Raw genomic sequence first — 15,891 nt, 5'->3', positions numbered from 1 at the left:
CAGCTGGTCGACCATGACGTTGATGGTGTTCTTCAGCTCCAGGATCTCCCCCCGCACGTCCACGGTGATCTTCTGCGACAGGTCGCCGCGGGCCACGGCGGTGGTGACCTGGGCGATGTCGCGCACCTGGCTGGTGAGGTTCGAGGCCATGGAGTTCACCGAGTCGGTGAGGTCCTTCCAGGTGCCGGCCACGCCCTCCACCCGGGCCTGGCCGCCCAGCTTGCCCTCGGTGCCCACCTCCCGGGCGACCCGGGTGACCTCGTCGGCGAAGGCCCGCAGGGTGTCGGTCATCGAGTTGATGGTGTCGGCCAGGACGGCGACCTCGCCCTTGGCCTCCACGGTGATCTTCTGGGACAGGTCGCCCCGGGCCACCGCCGTGGCCACCTGGGCGATGTTCCGCACCTGGGTGGTGAGGTTCGACGCCATGAAGTTCACGTTGTCGGTGAGGGCCTTCCACGTTCCCGACACGTTGGGCACGTCGGCCTGGCCGCCCAGCTTGCCCTCGGTGCCCACCTCGCGGGCCACCCGAGTGACCTCGTCGGCGAACGCCCTCAGGGTGTCGGTCATCGAGTTGATGGTGTCGGCCAGGGCGGCCACCTCGCCCTTGGCCTCCACCGTGATCTTCTGGGTCAGGTCGCCCCGGGCCACCGCGGTGGCCACCTGGGCGATGTTCCGCACCTGTCCGGTGAGGTTGGAGGCCATGTAGTTGACGTTGTCGGTCAGGTCCTTCCAGGTCCCCGACACGCCCTTCACGTCGGCCTGGCCGCCCAGCTTCCCCTCGGTGCCCACCTCGCGGGCCACCCGGGTGACCTCGTCGGCGAAGGAGGAGAGCTGGCCGACCATGGTGTTGATGGTCTCCTTCAACTGGAGGACCTCGCCCTTGGCCTCCACGGTGATCTTCTGGGTGAGGTCGCCCCGGGCCACGGCGGTGGTCACCTGGGCGATGTTCCGCACCTGGCCGGTGAGGTTGGACGCCATCGAGTTCACGTTCTCCGTGAGGTCGTTCCAGGTCCCCGAGACGCCCTTGACCTTGGCCTGGCCGCCCAGCTTCCCGTCCGTTCCCACCTCGCGGGCCACCCGGCTCACCTCGGCCGAGAACGAGCTGAGCTGATCGACCATGGCGTTCACCGTGGTGCCGATGCGGAGGAACTCGCCCTTCACCGGCTGGCCCTCGATCTTGAGCGCCATCTTCTGGGACAGGTCGCCCTGGGCCACCGCCTCGATCACCCGGGCCACCTCGGTCGTCGGCCGGGAGAGGTCCTCGATGAGGCGGTTGACCGACGACGCCTTCTCCGCCCAGGCGCCCCGTGCCTCCAGCGAGAACCGCTCGTTCATGCGGCCCTCCCGGCCCACCTGGCGGGCCACCCGGCCCAGCTCCTTGGTGGTCGCCGCGTTGAGCTCGACCAGCTCGTTGTACGCGGCCCCGATCTGGCCCATGAGGGTGGTCCGGCGCTGCGGCAGGCGGACGGTGAAGTCCCCGTCCTTGGCCGCCCGCAGGGCCCGCAGGAGCTCGTGGAGGGCGGCTTCGTCGGCCATCCCGCCGTCCCCGTTGGTGGTGGCGGCCGTGCCTGCGGCGCCGGCGGTCCTGGTCCTCGAAGCGGCCATGTCGGCGTTCCCCCTCCGGGCGGAGCCCATCAACCGGCCGGCACCCGCGGTCGTCTCCACGGGAGTCGTTCGGCGTTGGTTCGCAGGGTACCGCCGGACGCACTTTCGGCGACGCCGTGACGGCCGGCACAATGGGGAGATGCCGGCCGCCTTTCGCGTCGTGGTCGCCGACGACTTCGACGGAATGCGGGCGCTCCTTTCCGCGGCACTCGAGGCCGATGGGCGGTTCGACGTGATCGCGACCGCGGCGGACGGGGAGGGGGCACTCCGGGCCGTCCGATCGGTATCGCCCGACCTGGTCCTGCTCGATCTCGGGATGCCCGGTCCGGGCGGCATCGACGTCCTCCCCGCCCTGGCCACCGCCTCGCCCCAGACCCGGGTCGTCGTCGTCTCCGGCTTCCCCCGGGGCCGGCTGGCCGGCGTGACCGCCGGCCGAGGTGCGGTCGGCTACGTCGAGAAGGGGCTGTCCGCCAAGGCCATGGTCGACGACATCGTCGCCGTGGCGGGCGCCGTCGAGGCCGTCGCCCTGGCCGTGGCCGAGGTGCGGACCTCGCTCGACTGGGACGCCCGCAGCAGCGCCACGGCCCGGCGGTTCGTGGAGGAGACGCTGCGCCGGTGGGACTGCGAGGAGGTGCTGGAGACCGTCAAGCTCCTGGTGTCCGAGCTGGTGACGAACTCGGTCGTCCACGGCGGCTCGGCGCCCGAGGTGGCGGTGCTCCTGCGGACCGACGCCCTGCGCATCGAGGTCAGCGACCGGGGCGAGGGGGTGCCGGCGCCCCGCACCGCCGCCGACGACGCCACGTCGGGACGCGGCCTGGCCATGGTGGAGGTGCTGGCCTCGGCATGGGGCGTCGACGCCACGGGCGGCGGCAAGACGGTGTGGTTCGAGCTGCCCCGCCTGGACCGGGCGCCGTCGCCCGACGGGAGCCCGCGCTGAGCGAGAGGGCCGTCAGCCGGCGGTCTCGTCCCGCAGGCGGCGGACCTCCCGGAGTTGCTCGCGGAGCCACTTGCCGATGTCGTTGTTGCGGATGACGCCGACGCACGCCGCCAACCGCTCGCGGCGCTCCGCCCGGTCCATCATCAGGCCCTCGTGGAAGGCCTCGGCCTGCTGGTGGATGTCGAAGGGGTGCAGGGTCAGGGCGAACGCGCCCAGCTCCTCGTGCGCACCGGTGTTCTCGGACAGGGCGAGGACGCCGTCGTGCTCGTTCACCAGGACCGCCTCCTTGGCGACCAGGTTCATCCCGTCGAAGATGGCGTTCACCACCAGCAGGTCGAAGAGCTTGTAGGCCGCCACCGCCCGGTCGAGGTCGTCGCCCAGGCGGAGGTCGATCGGTTGCCAGTCCGAGGTGCCGTGCTTGAGGTTGACGTCGGCCACCACGCGGCGGATGCGCTCCAGGTACTCGACGTAGGCGTCCACGTCCTGGCGGCTGGGCTGGATCAGGGCGAGGAACGTCACCCGCTCGCGCAGCTCGGGGTGGGCGTCGAGCAGGGCGTCGTAGGCGCGAAAGCCGCGCACGATGTTCTTGCTCAGGTCGGCCCGGTCCACCCGCAGGATCAGGTGGTCCCGGCGCCGCTCCAGGAGGCGCTCCTCGTGCTCGCGGACGGCGGGCGACGCCGCCCGCGCCTCGAACTCGGCGGCGTCGACCGAGATGGGGTACCAGCGGGCGCGCACCGTGCGGTCGTCGTACTGGACGCTGAGCCGCTTGAGGTCCACCTCCAGCCCGAGCAGCTCCTGGCAGCCGAGCAGGAAGTTCCGGGCGTACGCCTCGGTGTGGAAGGCGACCACGTCGTTGCCCAGGATCCCGAGGAGGACCGCCTCCCGCATCGCCGGCGGCAGGACCCGCCAGGCGTCGGGCTGGGGCCAGGGGATGTGCACGAAGTGGTGGAGGAACACCTCGGGGCAGCGCTCACGGACCAGCTGGGGGAGCAGGTAGAAGTGGTAGTCCTGCACCATCACCACGACCCGCCCGTCGCGTGCCTCCACCTCGGCCACCACGGCGTCGGCGAACGCCTCGTTCACCGGGACGTACCCGTGGTGGAAGGCCTCGGTCTCCCGCGGCGTGATGTCGGGCGCCGTGCTGAGACCCCAGAGGTAGTGCTGGACGAACCAGAGCAGCGGGTTGGAGATGACGTTGTAGAACCGGTCGTGCGCCTCGGGGTCGGTCTCCACCATGCGCAGCTTCAGCCCGTTCTGCCCCTCGGGCTCGAACGCCTTGCCGCCCCGCTCCCGCGACACGACGGCGTCCTCGTCGGAGAGGGCGCCGCACACCCAGACCACGTCGTCGAGCCGCCCCGACAGGCTCGACAGGGCGGTGACCAGCCCGCCGCCCCCGCGCTTGGAGGTGCGCTCGCCGTTCTCCCGCCCGAACTCGACGGGGCCCCGGTTCGAGACGAGGACGACGGCGACGTCCTCGTCGCCGTCCCCGGAGGGGTCGATGTCGGTCATGAGGTTCCAGAACCTACCGGTCCGGGAGGGGAGCGGCGTCAGGCGGACCGACGCTTCAGCCTCAGCCCGCCTCGAGGTCGACCGGTGCGTTCGGGTCGCCGATGGTCGTCACCGGCGTCTGGGGAACGGCCGGGTTCGCCGCCGCCACGCCCACTGGTGGCGGAGGCGGCGGAGGCGGCGGCGGCCCCTCGATGATCATCACCCGGGCGCCCTGCTCGACCTTGTCGAACAGCTCCTCCACGTCCGCCATCGCCATGCGGATGCACCCGTGCGAGGCGTTGGTGCCGAGCGACGCCACGTTGCTCGTGCCGTGGATGCGGATCCCGGGGGCGTCCAGGTTCATGGCCCGTGTCCCGAGCGGGTTGCGGGGCCCCGGGCCGATCCGGGCCGGCAGGCTCCTTCCCCAACCTCCAGGGTCGGGGTTCACCCACGTGGGGTTCCGGCGCTTGAGCACCACCGAGAAGCTGCCCTTGGGCGTGGGGTAGCGCCGGGTGCCCGTCGCCACCCGGTACTCCTTGACCATCGTCCCGCCCTCGTAGTGGTACAGCTTGTTCTCCGCCGTGCGTACCAGCAGGACGTCGTCGAACCCCTTCACCTCGGGCTCCAGGACGGCGACGGGCGGCCGCACCTCGGCCACCCCGGAGGGGGCGGCTCCGTTGGCGACCCGCATGGCCAGCTCGTGGACCTGGGCGACGGTGGCCTCCACGTCGAGGGCACGCCCCTGGCGGGCGGGCGAGAACGTGAGCATCCCGCTGGAAGCGTCGATGCCGGCGTCCACCGGCTCGACGGCCACCGCCTCCGCCAGCCGGGCGACCTCGCGCTCGACGGCCGAGCGGTCCACCGCGAGGCGGACGTCGTAGCTGAGGTCCACCGGCTTGTCGAGCAGGCGGTGCCAGACGCGCCGGGCCAGCCCCATGCCGTCGGCGTCCGCCCGGGCCCGGGCGACCACCTGCTCGACGTCCGAGCGCACGCCCAGGTCGCCGAGGGTGACCCGCGTCTCCTGGTCGCCGGCGACGATGCGCACGGGCGTGGCGGCGACGGTGGGCAGGCGGTCGGCCAGGGCCCGGACCACCTCGCCCGCCGGCCGGCCGCCGGCGTCGAGCTCGTCCACGACGACGCCGGGCAGCAGCTCGTCGCGGTGGGCGCCGTCGTACGACGACGCGGCGAAGGCGGCGCCGCCCAGCACGACCAGGAGCCCGCAGACGGCGAACAGCGCTACCCGAAAGGCCCGCATGGGCAGGGGAGTCTACGCATGGCCGACGGTGTTCCGAAAGCGGTGATCAGCGACGAATCCGCCGCACCGACGTGGCGACCGGGGAAGCGACGGGAAGGACGAAATGGGACCACGTACCCCAGGACGAACCAGAGGTGATCCCATTGGGCCCGATCGACATGTCGCATGGAGGTCGAGACCGCCCCCGAGTTCGACCCGGAGACGGCGGGCGACGACGCCGTGAAGGCGCTCTACCGCACAAGGGCCTGCGAGTGAACTACCCGCTCGGAAGAGGCGACGCCGGTCTGCCTTCCTCACGTTCCGGAACCCACCACGAGGTAGCGACTCGCCGACGGGGCAGGCAGACCGGCGTCGCCTCTTCACTCACGTAGTTCACTCGCAGTCCCTTACGGCCAGCCCCTCCCCGCTCCGCCGCCGCCGCAGGTCCGCAACCCGTTCGACCGCAACACCGCTCGCTGGGTGCCCGGCACCCACGAGAAGATCCGGGAGATCCTCAGCCGCTTCGAGAGCTGAGGTCGCCCTCCGGACGCGCCGACGCCGGCCCGGGAGTCCCGGGCCGGCGTCGAACGAGAGCGCGGTCGGTGACTAGAAACCCATGTTGCTGGTGGCCGACTTCCGGCGGGCTTTCGACCAGCCGACGTTGGCGGTGTGCGTGGACATGGGCGAGCGCCGGGTCGGGCGCTGCTGGAGCAGCTCCTGGCGCAGGCCGAACGCCTGGCTCCCGAGCTCCAGGAGCTGGTCGGAGAGCCCGCGTTCGAGCACGGGGAAGACGGTCTTCTCCTCCCGCTCCACGTGGGCCATGACCGACTTCTTGAGCTGCTTCATCATGGCGTCGACGGCGGGATCGTCGGGATCGAGGTCCTCGATCTCGGCGATGAGCTCCTTGGCCTCCTCGTGGTCGTCCTCGGACTCGTCGGCCAGCCCGGCGTTGAGCTGGCGGAGCGCGGGGTAGACGATCTCCTCCTCGATGGTGGCGTGGATGGTCAGCTCGTCGCAGACGTCCAAGGCGACGTCGAGGTTCTCGGGTTCCTGGGTGGCGCGCAGGAACAACCGCTTGATGCGGGCATGGTCGTCCATGAGCACCTTGGTGATGTCGGACATCCGGATTGCTCTCCTCTCGGCGTGGCCACCTGTGGGGCCCGTTGCTCCAGCCCCTCGGGGGGCACGACCGCGTCACTCGGTACGTGGCTCGAATCTATCGTGCGCGGCGGCGCCGGAACAGGGGCCGATGCCCGGCTCAGGCGCCGAGGCGGCGACCGATCTCGGCCACGAAGGCGTCCCGCACGGCCGACACGGTCGGGACCGTCCCGAAGTGTCGGGGCCCCAGGTCGATGGTGACGGTGGTCCCTCCGGCGTCGGGCGCCAGCTCCAGGAGGCACTGGGCGGGCCCCGGGTGGTCGAGAAGGACGGCGAGCAGGTAGGGCTCCTCGGCCCGGATGACGTCCCCCAGCTCCACGGCGGCCAGGAGGGTCGCCTCGAAGGCGTCGACGGGCAGGGCCTCGATGGCGAACGCGTCGGCCGCCGCCGGCGCCGCTGCCGCCGGCTCGGCGGGCGCCGCGGGCGACGGCCCCTGCTCGGCCACGACGGCGCTGGCCGGAGTGGCGTGCAGCTCGTCGAAGGCCCGGTTGACCTCGGCCATGCGGCGCTCGGCCTCGTCCCTGGTGCGGTCGTCGTGGAGGTCGGGATGCAGCTCCTTGGCGAGCCGGCGACGGGCCCGACGCAGCTGGGCCCCGGTCGCGTCGGGGCCGACGCCGAGAACGGCGCGGGGGTCCTCCATGGGCCCATCCTGCCCGCCCCGAGAGGCGGGCGAGCGGCGGGTCAGGCGGTGGGCACGGGCGGACCCGTGACCACCTCCAGGACCACGGTCCCGGACTCGGGGTCGAACGTCGCCCGCACCACGTCGCCCGGCGTCGCTCCGCACCGCCGCAGGAACCCGGTCCACCCCCAGGAGTTGCCGTGGTGGTCGACGCCCAGCGTGGCCGTCGACCCGGCGGCGTCGCACCGGAAGTGGCGTCCCTGGAGCACGGGCTGGAGCTCGGCGGGAACGTGGAGGACCCCGTTGGCCCAGGTGCTGGCGGTCACCCGGCCCGCCAGCCAGGGGCGGCCGTCGTCGGTCCAGCCGCAGGCCGGCCACTCGTTCGGGCCTCGCCCGGCGGCGCTGCGGCGGACGGCGCCGGTGCCTCCGTCGGCGCCGGTGCCCCGGGCGGCGAAGATCCCCGGGCCAACCCGCTCCAGGCACTCCGAGTAGGTGGTGTAGAGGTTCACCGACGTGAGGTTCAGGCCGGCGTGGTGGCACGCCTCGAGCAGGTGAGCCCGCGCCATCATGCCGCCCGGGGCGCTCCGCAGGATCTCCAGGATGCGCTGGTTGAGGGGGCCCAGGACGCCGGTGCCCAGGGCCTCGAGCGCCGACACCATCCCGTCCGAGACGACGAACGCGGGATGGTCGTCGTACACCTCGGCGAGCACGCCGACGGGCGGGGGCGCCGGCCGGCGGCGGAAGGCGTTGTGCCGGCGCAGCCCGTCGTGGAGGGACTCCACCGGCAGAGGCGACGTCACCGCCAGCATGCGCTGCGACGCCTTGAGGAAGGCGCCTCCGGTGGGTGCGTCGACGAACCAGAACCAGCCGTCTTCGCGCACGAGCGCCGACGTGCAGCTCGTGAGCACGATCTCGATGTGGCGCGGCGCCAGCTTTACGCCCTCGTCGGCCAGCTCGGCGGCCAGGGCGGTGACGGTGGTGGCCCCGGTGCGCTCGATCTGCCGGCGGGCGCGGGCCTCGACCAGTGACGTGTGGGCGGCCGCCCCGGCCACCTCGGATGGGAGCAGGACGGCGTCGGCGCCCGCGCCCGAGACGGCGAAGGGCAGGGGCCGGCCCAGCAGCTCGGCGGCGGCGAGGAGGCTCTCCGCCGAGAACCGCCGGCGGGTCAGCCCGGCCCGGCGCAGCACGTCCGGGACCCGGTGCGCCGGGATCGGCACGGCGCTCGCCACCGCCGCCAGCGCCCCGTCGAGCTCGGGCAGGGCCGCCGGTGTGGCGGTCGCCTGCTGCTTGCGGAGCCGGGACTCGAGCTGGCGGACCCGCTCGCCGCTGAGCCCGGCGACCCGCCCCGCCTCGGCCAGGGTGAGCGGCGGCCGGCCGCGCAGGCCCAGCCGGTCGAGGACGGCGTCCAGCCGGTGGCGCTCGAGGCGGTGCGAGGCGAGGGTCGAGACGTGGTGGGCGAGCGCGTCCTCGAGCATCCGAAGCGTCCGCGGATCGAGCCGCCCCGGCCCGCTCGCCTCCTGGCGGCCCCGAGCGGCGCCGCGCCGCCTCTCGTCGTGCTCCGATGCCGTGTCCGGCCAGGTCGTGGGCATGTCCCTCCCCGGGCGGTGGCCGAACCGGGCCACCTTCTCCCTCAGTAGGCCTGAAGGGACGACGAAAGGAAACCGTGGCATCCGGTGTCTTCAAAGGGGGTGCCAGCACCCCCTTTTTCCCGTCGCAGCCGTACACTGTCGACGGAGGGGGAGAGCGATGGGGGCAGACGGGGCAGGCGGCCTCCGGGTCGTCGTGGCGGACGACGAGTACCTGGTCCGCGAGGGCGCCCGCCACGTGCTGTCCTCCGTAGGAGGGCTCCACGTGGTGGGGGTGGCGCGTGACCCGGCCGAGCTCTACGCCCTGGTCGACGCCGATCCGCCCGACGCCGTCGTGCTCGACATCCGCATGCCGCCCACCTACAAGACCGAGGGGATCGACGCCGCCCACCGCATCCGGAGCACCCATCCGGGCATCGGCGTCGTGATCCTCTCCCAGTATGCCGACCCGGAGTACGCCCTCGAGCTGCTCGGCCACGGGTCCCGGGGCCTCGCCTACCTGCTCAAGGAGCGACTGGGCGACCCCACCAGGCTGGCCGAGGCCATCAGGATGACCGCCGCCGGGGGGACGGACGTGGACCCCAAGGTGCTCGACGCCCTGATCGAGGCGCAGCACCGGCGCCCGAAGTCGAGGCTGCACGGCCTCACCAAGCGGGAGGGCGAGGTGCTGGCGATGATGGCGACGGGCCGCACGAACGCCGCCATCGCCGACGCCCTGTGCATGAACGAGCGCTCGGTCGAGAAGCACATCAACTCGATCTTCCGCAAGCTCGGCCTCAGCGAGGAGCTCGACATGAACCACCGGGTGGCGGCCGTGCTCTTCTTCCTCCAGCGCAACGTCGGCCCCGACGGGGAGGCCTAGCTACTTCGACCTCATTCGTTCGCTTCGCTCACTCCGTTCGCTCGGAGTTGGAGAGGCCGCCTGCGGCGGCGAGTGCGGCCACGGACCTTGCCGCTGCGAACGGGGCGAACGTCTCGGGGAACGGCAGTGGCTACTGGGCGCTCTCTGTCGCGGGGGCCGGCCGGCGGAGCGGGAACGTCGCCACCACCTCGGTGCCTGCGCCCGGCTCGGAGCGGATCTCCAGCGAGCCGCCGAACGACCGCGCCCGGTCCTGCATGTGGAGCAGGCCGCCCCGCCGGCCGGCTCCGTCGGTCGCGAACCCCCGCCCGTCGTCGCTGACGGCGACGCGGAGGTCCGACTCGGTGAGCACGAGGGAGATGGCGATCTGGCCGGCGCCCGCGTGCTTGAGCACGTTGGACACCGCCTCGCTCACCAGGAAGTAGGCCCCACTCTCGATCTCGGCCGGGAGCCGGGGGAGCGGGTCGGGTGAGCACACCAGCCGGGCCGCCAGCGGCAGGCGTCCGAGCGAGCTGCGCAGGGCGGCGGCGAGGCCGCGGTCGACCAGGATCGACGGGTAGAGGTCCTGGCTGACCTCGCGGAGGCGCTGGATGACGGCGTCCAGCTCGCTGCCGAGCTCGCCGAGTGACCGCACGGCGGTGTCCGGCGCCCGTTCCGCCGAGTCCTTGGCCAGGCCGACGCCCATGCGGAGGACGACGAGATGCTGCTGGATCCCGTCGTGCAGGTCGCGGGCCAGACGGTGGCGCTCCTCGTCCTGGGCGGCGACGATGCGGTGCGAGCTGAGCCGGAGCGCCTCCGCCTGCTCGGCGATCAGGTCGAGGTGGGCCCGCAGCTCCAGCCGCATCCGTTCGAGCGAGCGGGCCAGGTCGGCCACCTCATCGCTGCCGGCGGCCCGGAAGGACGCCTCCAGGTCGCCTTCCGCGATGCGGCCGGCGGTGTCCTTGAGGGCGACCAGGGGCCGGACCAGGGCGCGGAAGAACAGCCACCCCACGAGGAGCGACAGCCCGGCGAGCAGCGCGCCGGCGACCAGGCGCGCCTCGGCCAGGTCGCGGTCGAGCGGCGCGCCGGGGTCGTCGAGGAGGACGCCGAGCGCCCCCTGGGCGCCGGTGCCCCGGCGCACGAGCCGGTAGGCGACGAGCGAGTCCTCGCCGGCGACGCGCTCGGCGACGGGGCTCTGTGGCAGGCGGCCGCCGGGGCGGCCGACGCCGGGTGGCAGCTCGGGGGGGTCGAGGAGCGTGGAACCGGCGATGCGGTCCTCCGCCACCAGCACGACGTGTCCCAGCTCGCCCAGGCCGCCCCGCAGGCGGTAGGCGAACTCGTCGCCGAACCGGTAGCCGCCGACCAGGAGGAACGGGGCGTCCGCACCGGTGCCGATGGGTACGAAGACGGCCTGCACCCACCCGCCGTCCGCCGTCGGCAGGAGGCGGCTGCTGACCTTGGGGCGCCCAGGCGCGGTGACCGTCGCCCCCGGCCCCAGCTCGACGCCCGGCGCCGAGGCGGGCGGGTCGAGGGGCCGGCCGACGGCGTCGACCACCTCGAGGACGTCCAGCTCGAGGTTCCGGTACTTGCCGCTGAGCTGGTTGACGAGGTCGACGCGCCGCGACCGGTCGGTCAGGCCCTCGTTGTCGAGGGTCTGTCCCAGATCGCGGAGGTCGCCCACGAGCGTCCGCTCCCGCTCGGCGTAGGCCTCCTCGAGGACCCGCAGGTTGCCGGCGGTGATCCGTCGCGACTGCGTGTCGAGGGCGTCGCGGGTGAGGCTGGTCTCGACGAGAGCGGTCAGCGTGCTGGAGCCCACGACGGCGAGCACCAGTCCGGCCAGGATCTTGAGGAGCAGCGACGAGCGCACGCGTGCGAAGAGGCTGGTGCCCGGCTCACGACCCGGTGGTGGTGCGGCGGTCTCCGCTTGGCCGGCCGCGTCGACGGCCGCTTGGCCGGCCGCGTCGACGTCGGTCACCGGGGCATCAGCGCCTGCGCCCGTTGCTGCGTCTCGGCCATCACCGCCGCCGCCGGCTCGTCGTTCCGCAGCACCCGTTCCACCGCGTTCTCGAATAGGTCGTGCACCTCGGGGAAGGCGGTGAGCTTCATCGGGCTGGCCGTCCGCAACTGCTCGGTCACCGCTGCCAGCTCGGGCCGGTCGAAGTACGGGTCGTCGTAGAGGCGGTGGCGCACGGGGAGCCGGCCCTCCTCCTCCACCAGCCGGAGGGCGTACTCGTCGGAGATCAGGAGCGCCATGAAGTCGAAGGCCAGTGCCCGGTGCTTCGACCCCTCGGGCACGAACATGCTGCTCCCGCCCATGACCGATCCGGGCGTGCCGGGGCCGGGCCCGGCCGGGAGGAGCGTCGTCCGGAACCGCTCCCCGTCGGGCGCCCGGCGCACGGTGGTGAGGTCCCACGACCCGCTGGCGAGGGTGGCGGCGCTCCCCGAGCGGAACAGGCCGAGGGCATTGTCGCTGTGGGAGTCCACCGCGCTCGGCGCGAACGCCAGGCCGTCGCGCACCAGGCGGGCGAGGAAGTCCAGGGCCGCCACCGTGCCCGGGTCGTCGAACGTCGGCCGCACGCCGTCGCCCTCGGCTCGCAGCAGGTCGCCGCCGCCCGCCCGGATCCAGCCGTAGGTCCACCACGTGCTGCTGGGGATGGCCAGCGCCCGGCGCCCGCCCGTGGTGAGCGCGCGCGCCGCCGCCTCGAACTCGGCGAACGTGATGCGCCCCTGGGGCTCGGGGACGCCGGCGGTGGCGAAGGCGTCGGAGTCGTAGAGCAGGAAGAGGGCGTTGGTGTCGAGGGGCACGCCGTAACGCCCGCCCTCCCAGGCGACGTCGTCGAGCGCTCCGGGCAGGAACTCGTCCTCCTCCAGGTGCCGCTCCCACAGGTCGTCCACCGGCTGCGCCAGACCCTGGGCGGCCGCCGAGAAGGCGTGGGCCTGCACGACGTCGGGGACGTCACCACTGCTCCTGGCCGCGGCGACCGCATCGAGCATGTCGCTGATCGGGCCCTTGTCGACGTCGACGCGCACGTCCGGGTGCCGCCGCTCGAACTCGCGGACGGCGGCCATGAACGGCGGCGTCACCCAGTCGTCGGTCATCAGGACCCTCAGCACCGTCCGGGTGCCGGTGTCGCCGTCGGAGCCGCAGGCGGTGACCGCGCCGAGAAGCAGGACGAGCACGGCGAGCCCGCGGCGCGATGCGCGGCTGCGACCTCGCCCCCGGTGCTCCCTGGCCATCGAACCCCGTTCTGACGTCGCCGGCTCCCGGCGGTACGGCCGCCGCTAATTTACCACCGCGTCAGTCGGGCTTTCCGGGAATATGCGGTGCTTTGGGGGTCGCCAATGGCCAGTCGGTGGTGGAGGGCGGTCGACGCCGCGGGCGTCCGGGTCGCCGCGGCGCGAACCGGCAGCCGCACCGACGGCGCGCTGCGGCTGGTCGCCCGCACCTCGGACGGCGCCGGGCTGTGGCTGGCGACGGCGGCCGCGCTGGCCGCCGCCGGGGGCACCCGTGGGCGCCGTGCCGCAGCCCGCGGTCCCCACGCCGGCGCCGGCGGTCCCGCAGGGCCGGGGGGTGGACGACCTGCTCGCAAGAGGCGTCGCCTCCCCACCCCCGTAGCGCAGTACTCGGTCTCCGTCCCTCACGAGAACCTGGTGTCGGCCGTGCCCTGACGATCGTCGTCCTCCGGGACCGAGCTCGAGCCGGCGGCGACCGGGTCGGCCTCGAGGACGTCCTTCACGGGCGGGAACCCGGCGCCTTCGCCACCCGGCAGCCCGGTGTCGCCGATCCGTGCCGGCCCACGGTCGCCGGCGCGGCGACCGTCCTGGCGGAGGCCGGGGTCCGTGCCGCTTCCCGGCGGCGGCCCGTCCACGGTGTCGCCCGGCCGCCGCTCGGGCCCGCTCTCGGAAGGCGCCTCTCCCGTCCCGGGCGCCGGACCGGTGGGCGGAGCGTCGGTCGACGGCCACTCGCCGCCGCCCATGGCCACCTCGGGGCTCTGGTTCTCCTGCGCGATCACCCGCTCGCCGGCCCCGTCGTCGGTCGGGAGCGGGACGGTCCTCACCTTGTCGTCGTGCGGGTCCGTGGTGTTGTCGGCCATGGGGGGAGTGTTCCCCGCCCGGTGGCGCCCTCACGCATGCCGGACCGTGCCGGCGGTGGATTAACGTGCTCCGATGCAGGTCTGGCCCGGCCGCCCGTACCCGTTGGGAGCCACCTACGACGGCGCCGGGACGAACTTCTCGGTGTTCTCCGAGGTGGCCGAGCGCGTCGAGCTGTGCCTGTTCGACGAGGACGGCGCCGAGACGCGCATCACCATGCCCGAGGTCACCGCTTACTGCTGGCACTGCTACGTGCCCGGCGTCGGCCCCGGGCAGCGCTACGGCTACCGCGTCCACGGGCCCTACGAGCCCCGCGCCGGCCACCGCTGCAATCCCGCCAAGCTGCTCCTCGACCCCTACGCCAAGGCCGTCGAGGGCCAGGTGGACTGGGGCGAGGCGGTGTTCCCGTACCGGTTCGGCGCACCCGACTCGGTAAACCACTCCGACAGTGCGTCCCACATGCCAAAGGCGGTGGTGACGAACCCGTGGTTCGACTGGGCCAACGACCGGCCCCCCATGTCGCCCTACCACGAGGCGGTCATCTACGAGATGCACGTGAAGGGCCTCACCATGCGCCACCCCGGGGTCCCCGAGGAGCTCCGGGGCACCTACGCCGGCATCGCCCACCCCACGGTCGTGGAGTACCTGCTCATGCTGGGCGTGACGGCCGTCGAGCTGCTCCCGGTGCACCAGTTCGTGCACGACGCCCACCTCGAGTCGAAGGGCCTGCGCAACTACTGGGGCTACAACTCGATCGCCTACCTGGCGCCGCACAACGAGTACAGCTCCACCGGCCAGGACGGCCAGCAGGTGCAGGAGTTCAAGCAGATGGTGAAGACCCTGCACGAGGCGGGCATCGAGGTGATCCTCGACGTCGTCTACAACCACACGGCGGAGGGCAACCACATGGGCCCCATCCTGTCGTTGAAGGGCATCGACAACGCCGGGTACTACCGCCTCGTCGACGACGACCGCCGGTACTACTACGACACCACCGGCACCGGCAACAGCCTCGACATGCGCCACCCGCACGTCCTGCAGCTCATCATGGACAGCCTGCGGTACTGGGTCACCGAGATGCACGTGGACGGCTTCCGGTTCGACCTGGCCGCCACCCTGGCCCGCCAGTTCCACGAGGTCGACCGCCTGTCCGCCTTCTTCGACCTCATCCAGCAGGACCCGGTCGTGAGCCAGGTCAAGCTGATCGCCGAGCCGTGGGACCTCGGCGAGGGCGGGTACCAGGTCGGCAGCTTCCCGCCCCTGTGGTCGGAGTGGAACGGCAAGTACCGCGACCACGTCCGCGACTTCTGGCGAGGCGAGCCCAAGCTGCTGGACGAGTTCGCCTACCGCTTCACCGGCAGCTCCGACCTCTACGAGTCCGGTGGCCGGCGCCCGTTCGCCAGCATCAACTTCGTCACCGCCCACGACGGCTTCACCCTGGCCGACCTGGTCTCGTACAACGAGAAGCACAACGAGACGAACGGCGAGGACAACAACGACGGCGAGAGCCACAACCGGTCGTGGAACTGCGGTGCCGAGGGGCCGTCGGCCGACCCGGGGATCATCGAGCTGCGGGCCCGCCAGCAGCGCAACTTCCTGGCCACCCTCCTGCTCTCGCAGGGTGTGCCGATGGTGCTCGGCGGCGACGAGATGGGCCGCACGCAGCACGGCAACAACAACGCCTACTGCCAGGACAACGAGGTCTCCTGGTTCGACTGGGAGAACCAGGACGGCGCGCTCGTCGCCTTCACCCAGCGCCTCATCGCCCTGCGCAGGTCCCACCCGGTTTTCCGCCGCCGCCACTTCTTCCAGGGCCAGCCGCTGCACGGCACCGACGTCTCCGACATCGCCTGGTTCCGGGCCGACGGCTCGGAGATGACCGACGACGACTGGCGCCACGGCGTCGCCAAGACCCTCGCCATCTTCCTGAACGGCGACGCCATCCCCGACCTCGACGCCCGGGGGCAGCGCGTCGTCGACGACTCGTTCCTGGTGCTCTTCAACGCCCACCACGAGCCCGTCGAGTTCGGGTTGCCCGCCGAGCGGTTCGGCGAGCGCTGGGTGAAGATCGTCGACACGGCGGACGAGTTCGACGAGGGGGTGCAGCTCAAGGCGGGCGACGCCCTGGACGTCGAGGGCCGCTCGCTCGTCCTCCTGCGCCGTGGCGGCTGACGACGGGCCGCCGGGAGACGGCGGACGCGGGCCCCGCCCGGGCGGACCGGCCCCGGCACCGTCGTCCACCTACCGGGTGCAGCTGTCGCCGTCCTTCGGGTTCGACGCGGCGGCCGGCGTCGCCTCGTACCTGGCCGGCCTGGGCGTGAGCCACCTCTACGC

General features: G+C 72.9%; 12 protein-coding genes. 3 read left to right on the top strand and 9 right to left on the bottom strand.

Annotated features, from left to right (window positions below):
- Positions 1-1,605: HAMP domain-containing protein (locus VM242_01690; GenBank protein ID HVM03859.1), on the bottom strand; the 1,605-nt coding region annotated here is incomplete at its 3' end.
- Positions 1,606-1,744: 139 nt separating this feature from the next.
- On the opposite strand from VM242_01690, the gene VM242_01685 reads away from it, so the two are divergent.
- Entirely contained in the window at positions 1,745-2,542 is a 798-nt protein-coding gene (locus VM242_01685) for a response regulator (protein ID HVM03858.1), read from the top strand.
- A gap of 12 nt (positions 2,543-2,554) precedes the next feature.
- Here the strand turns inward: VM242_01685 and VM242_01680 are convergent, their stop codons facing one another.
- The 5 genes from VM242_01680 to VM242_01660 all read right to left on the bottom strand — a co-directional run bounded on the left by VM242_01680 (position 2,555) and on the right by VM242_01660 (position 8,516).
- Positions 2,555-4,051, bottom strand: coding sequence for a trehalose-6-phosphate synthase (locus VM242_01680; GenBank protein ID HVM03857.1), 1,497 nt, complete (start codon positions 4,049-4,051; stop codon positions 2,555-2,557).
- A gap of 61 nt (positions 4,052-4,112) precedes the next feature.
- Positions 4,113-5,285 (bottom strand): L,D-transpeptidase/peptidoglycan binding protein, encoded by a 1,173-nt coding sequence (locus VM242_01675; GenBank protein HVM03856.1) that lies wholly within the window; start codon positions 5,283-5,285, stop codon positions 4,113-4,115.
- A gap of 585 nt (positions 5,286-5,870) precedes the next feature.
- Positions 5,871-6,386, bottom strand: coding sequence for a hemerythrin domain-containing protein (locus tag VM242_01670; GenBank protein ID HVM03855.1), 516 nt, complete (start codon positions 6,384-6,386; stop codon positions 5,871-5,873).
- A gap of 136 nt (positions 6,387-6,522) precedes the next feature.
- A complete protein-coding gene (locus tag VM242_01665; protein HVM03854.1) occupies positions 6,523-7,062 on the bottom strand; it encodes a J domain-containing protein in 540 nt (179 codons plus the stop codon).
- Positions 7,063-7,103: 41 nt separating this feature from the next.
- Positions 7,104-8,516 carry a hypothetical protein gene (locus tag VM242_01660; GenBank protein HVM03853.1) on the bottom strand — a complete coding sequence of 471 codons (1,413 nt, stop codon included), beginning with the start codon at positions 8,514-8,516 and terminating at the stop codon, positions 7,104-7,106.
- Positions 8,517-8,787: 271 nt separating this feature from the next.
- Here VM242_01660 and VM242_01655 point away from each other — a divergent pair, with 271 nt between their 5' ends.
- Entirely contained in the window at positions 8,788-9,489 is a 702-nt protein-coding gene (locus VM242_01655; protein HVM03852.1) for a response regulator transcription factor, read from the top strand.
- A gap of 130 nt (positions 9,490-9,619) precedes the next feature.
- Here the strand turns inward: VM242_01655 and VM242_01650 are convergent, their stop codons facing one another.
- The 3 genes from VM242_01650 to VM242_01640 form a co-directional block, all read right to left on the bottom strand.
- Positions 9,620-11,440 (bottom strand): histidine kinase, encoded by a 1,821-nt coding sequence (locus VM242_01650; protein ID HVM03851.1) that lies wholly within the window; start codon positions 11,438-11,440, stop codon positions 9,620-9,622.
- On the bottom strand, positions 11,437-12,702 hold the full coding sequence (locus VM242_01645) for an extracellular solute-binding protein (protein ID HVM03850.1): 1,266 nt from the start codon (positions 12,700-12,702) through the stop codon (positions 11,437-11,439). Before VM242_01645 ends, VM242_01650 begins: the two co-directional genes overlap by 4 nt.
- A 401-nt stretch (positions 12,703-13,103) precedes the next feature.
- The gene (locus VM242_01640) at positions 13,104-13,559 is read right to left on the bottom strand and encodes a hypothetical protein (protein HVM03849.1); all 456 of its coding nucleotides are present in this window, start codon (positions 13,557-13,559) and stop codon (positions 13,104-13,106) included.
- A 73-nt stretch (positions 13,560-13,632) separates the two neighbouring features.
- Here VM242_01640 and glgX point away from each other — a divergent pair, with 73 nt between their 5' ends.
- Positions 13,633-15,729 (top strand): glycogen debranching protein GlgX, encoded by a 2,097-nt coding sequence (gene glgX, locus VM242_01635; GenBank protein HVM03848.1) that lies wholly within the window; start codon positions 13,633-13,635, stop codon positions 15,727-15,729.
- The last annotated feature ends 162 nt before the right edge of the window (positions 15,730-15,891 follow it).

The organism is Acidimicrobiales bacterium, assembly GCA_035540975.1.
Classification (GTDB): Bacteria; Actinomycetota; Acidimicrobiia; order Acidimicrobiales.
The sequence above is the reverse complement of the archived record's forward strand: the minus strand, read 5'-3'. Positions and strand labels throughout refer to the sequence as shown.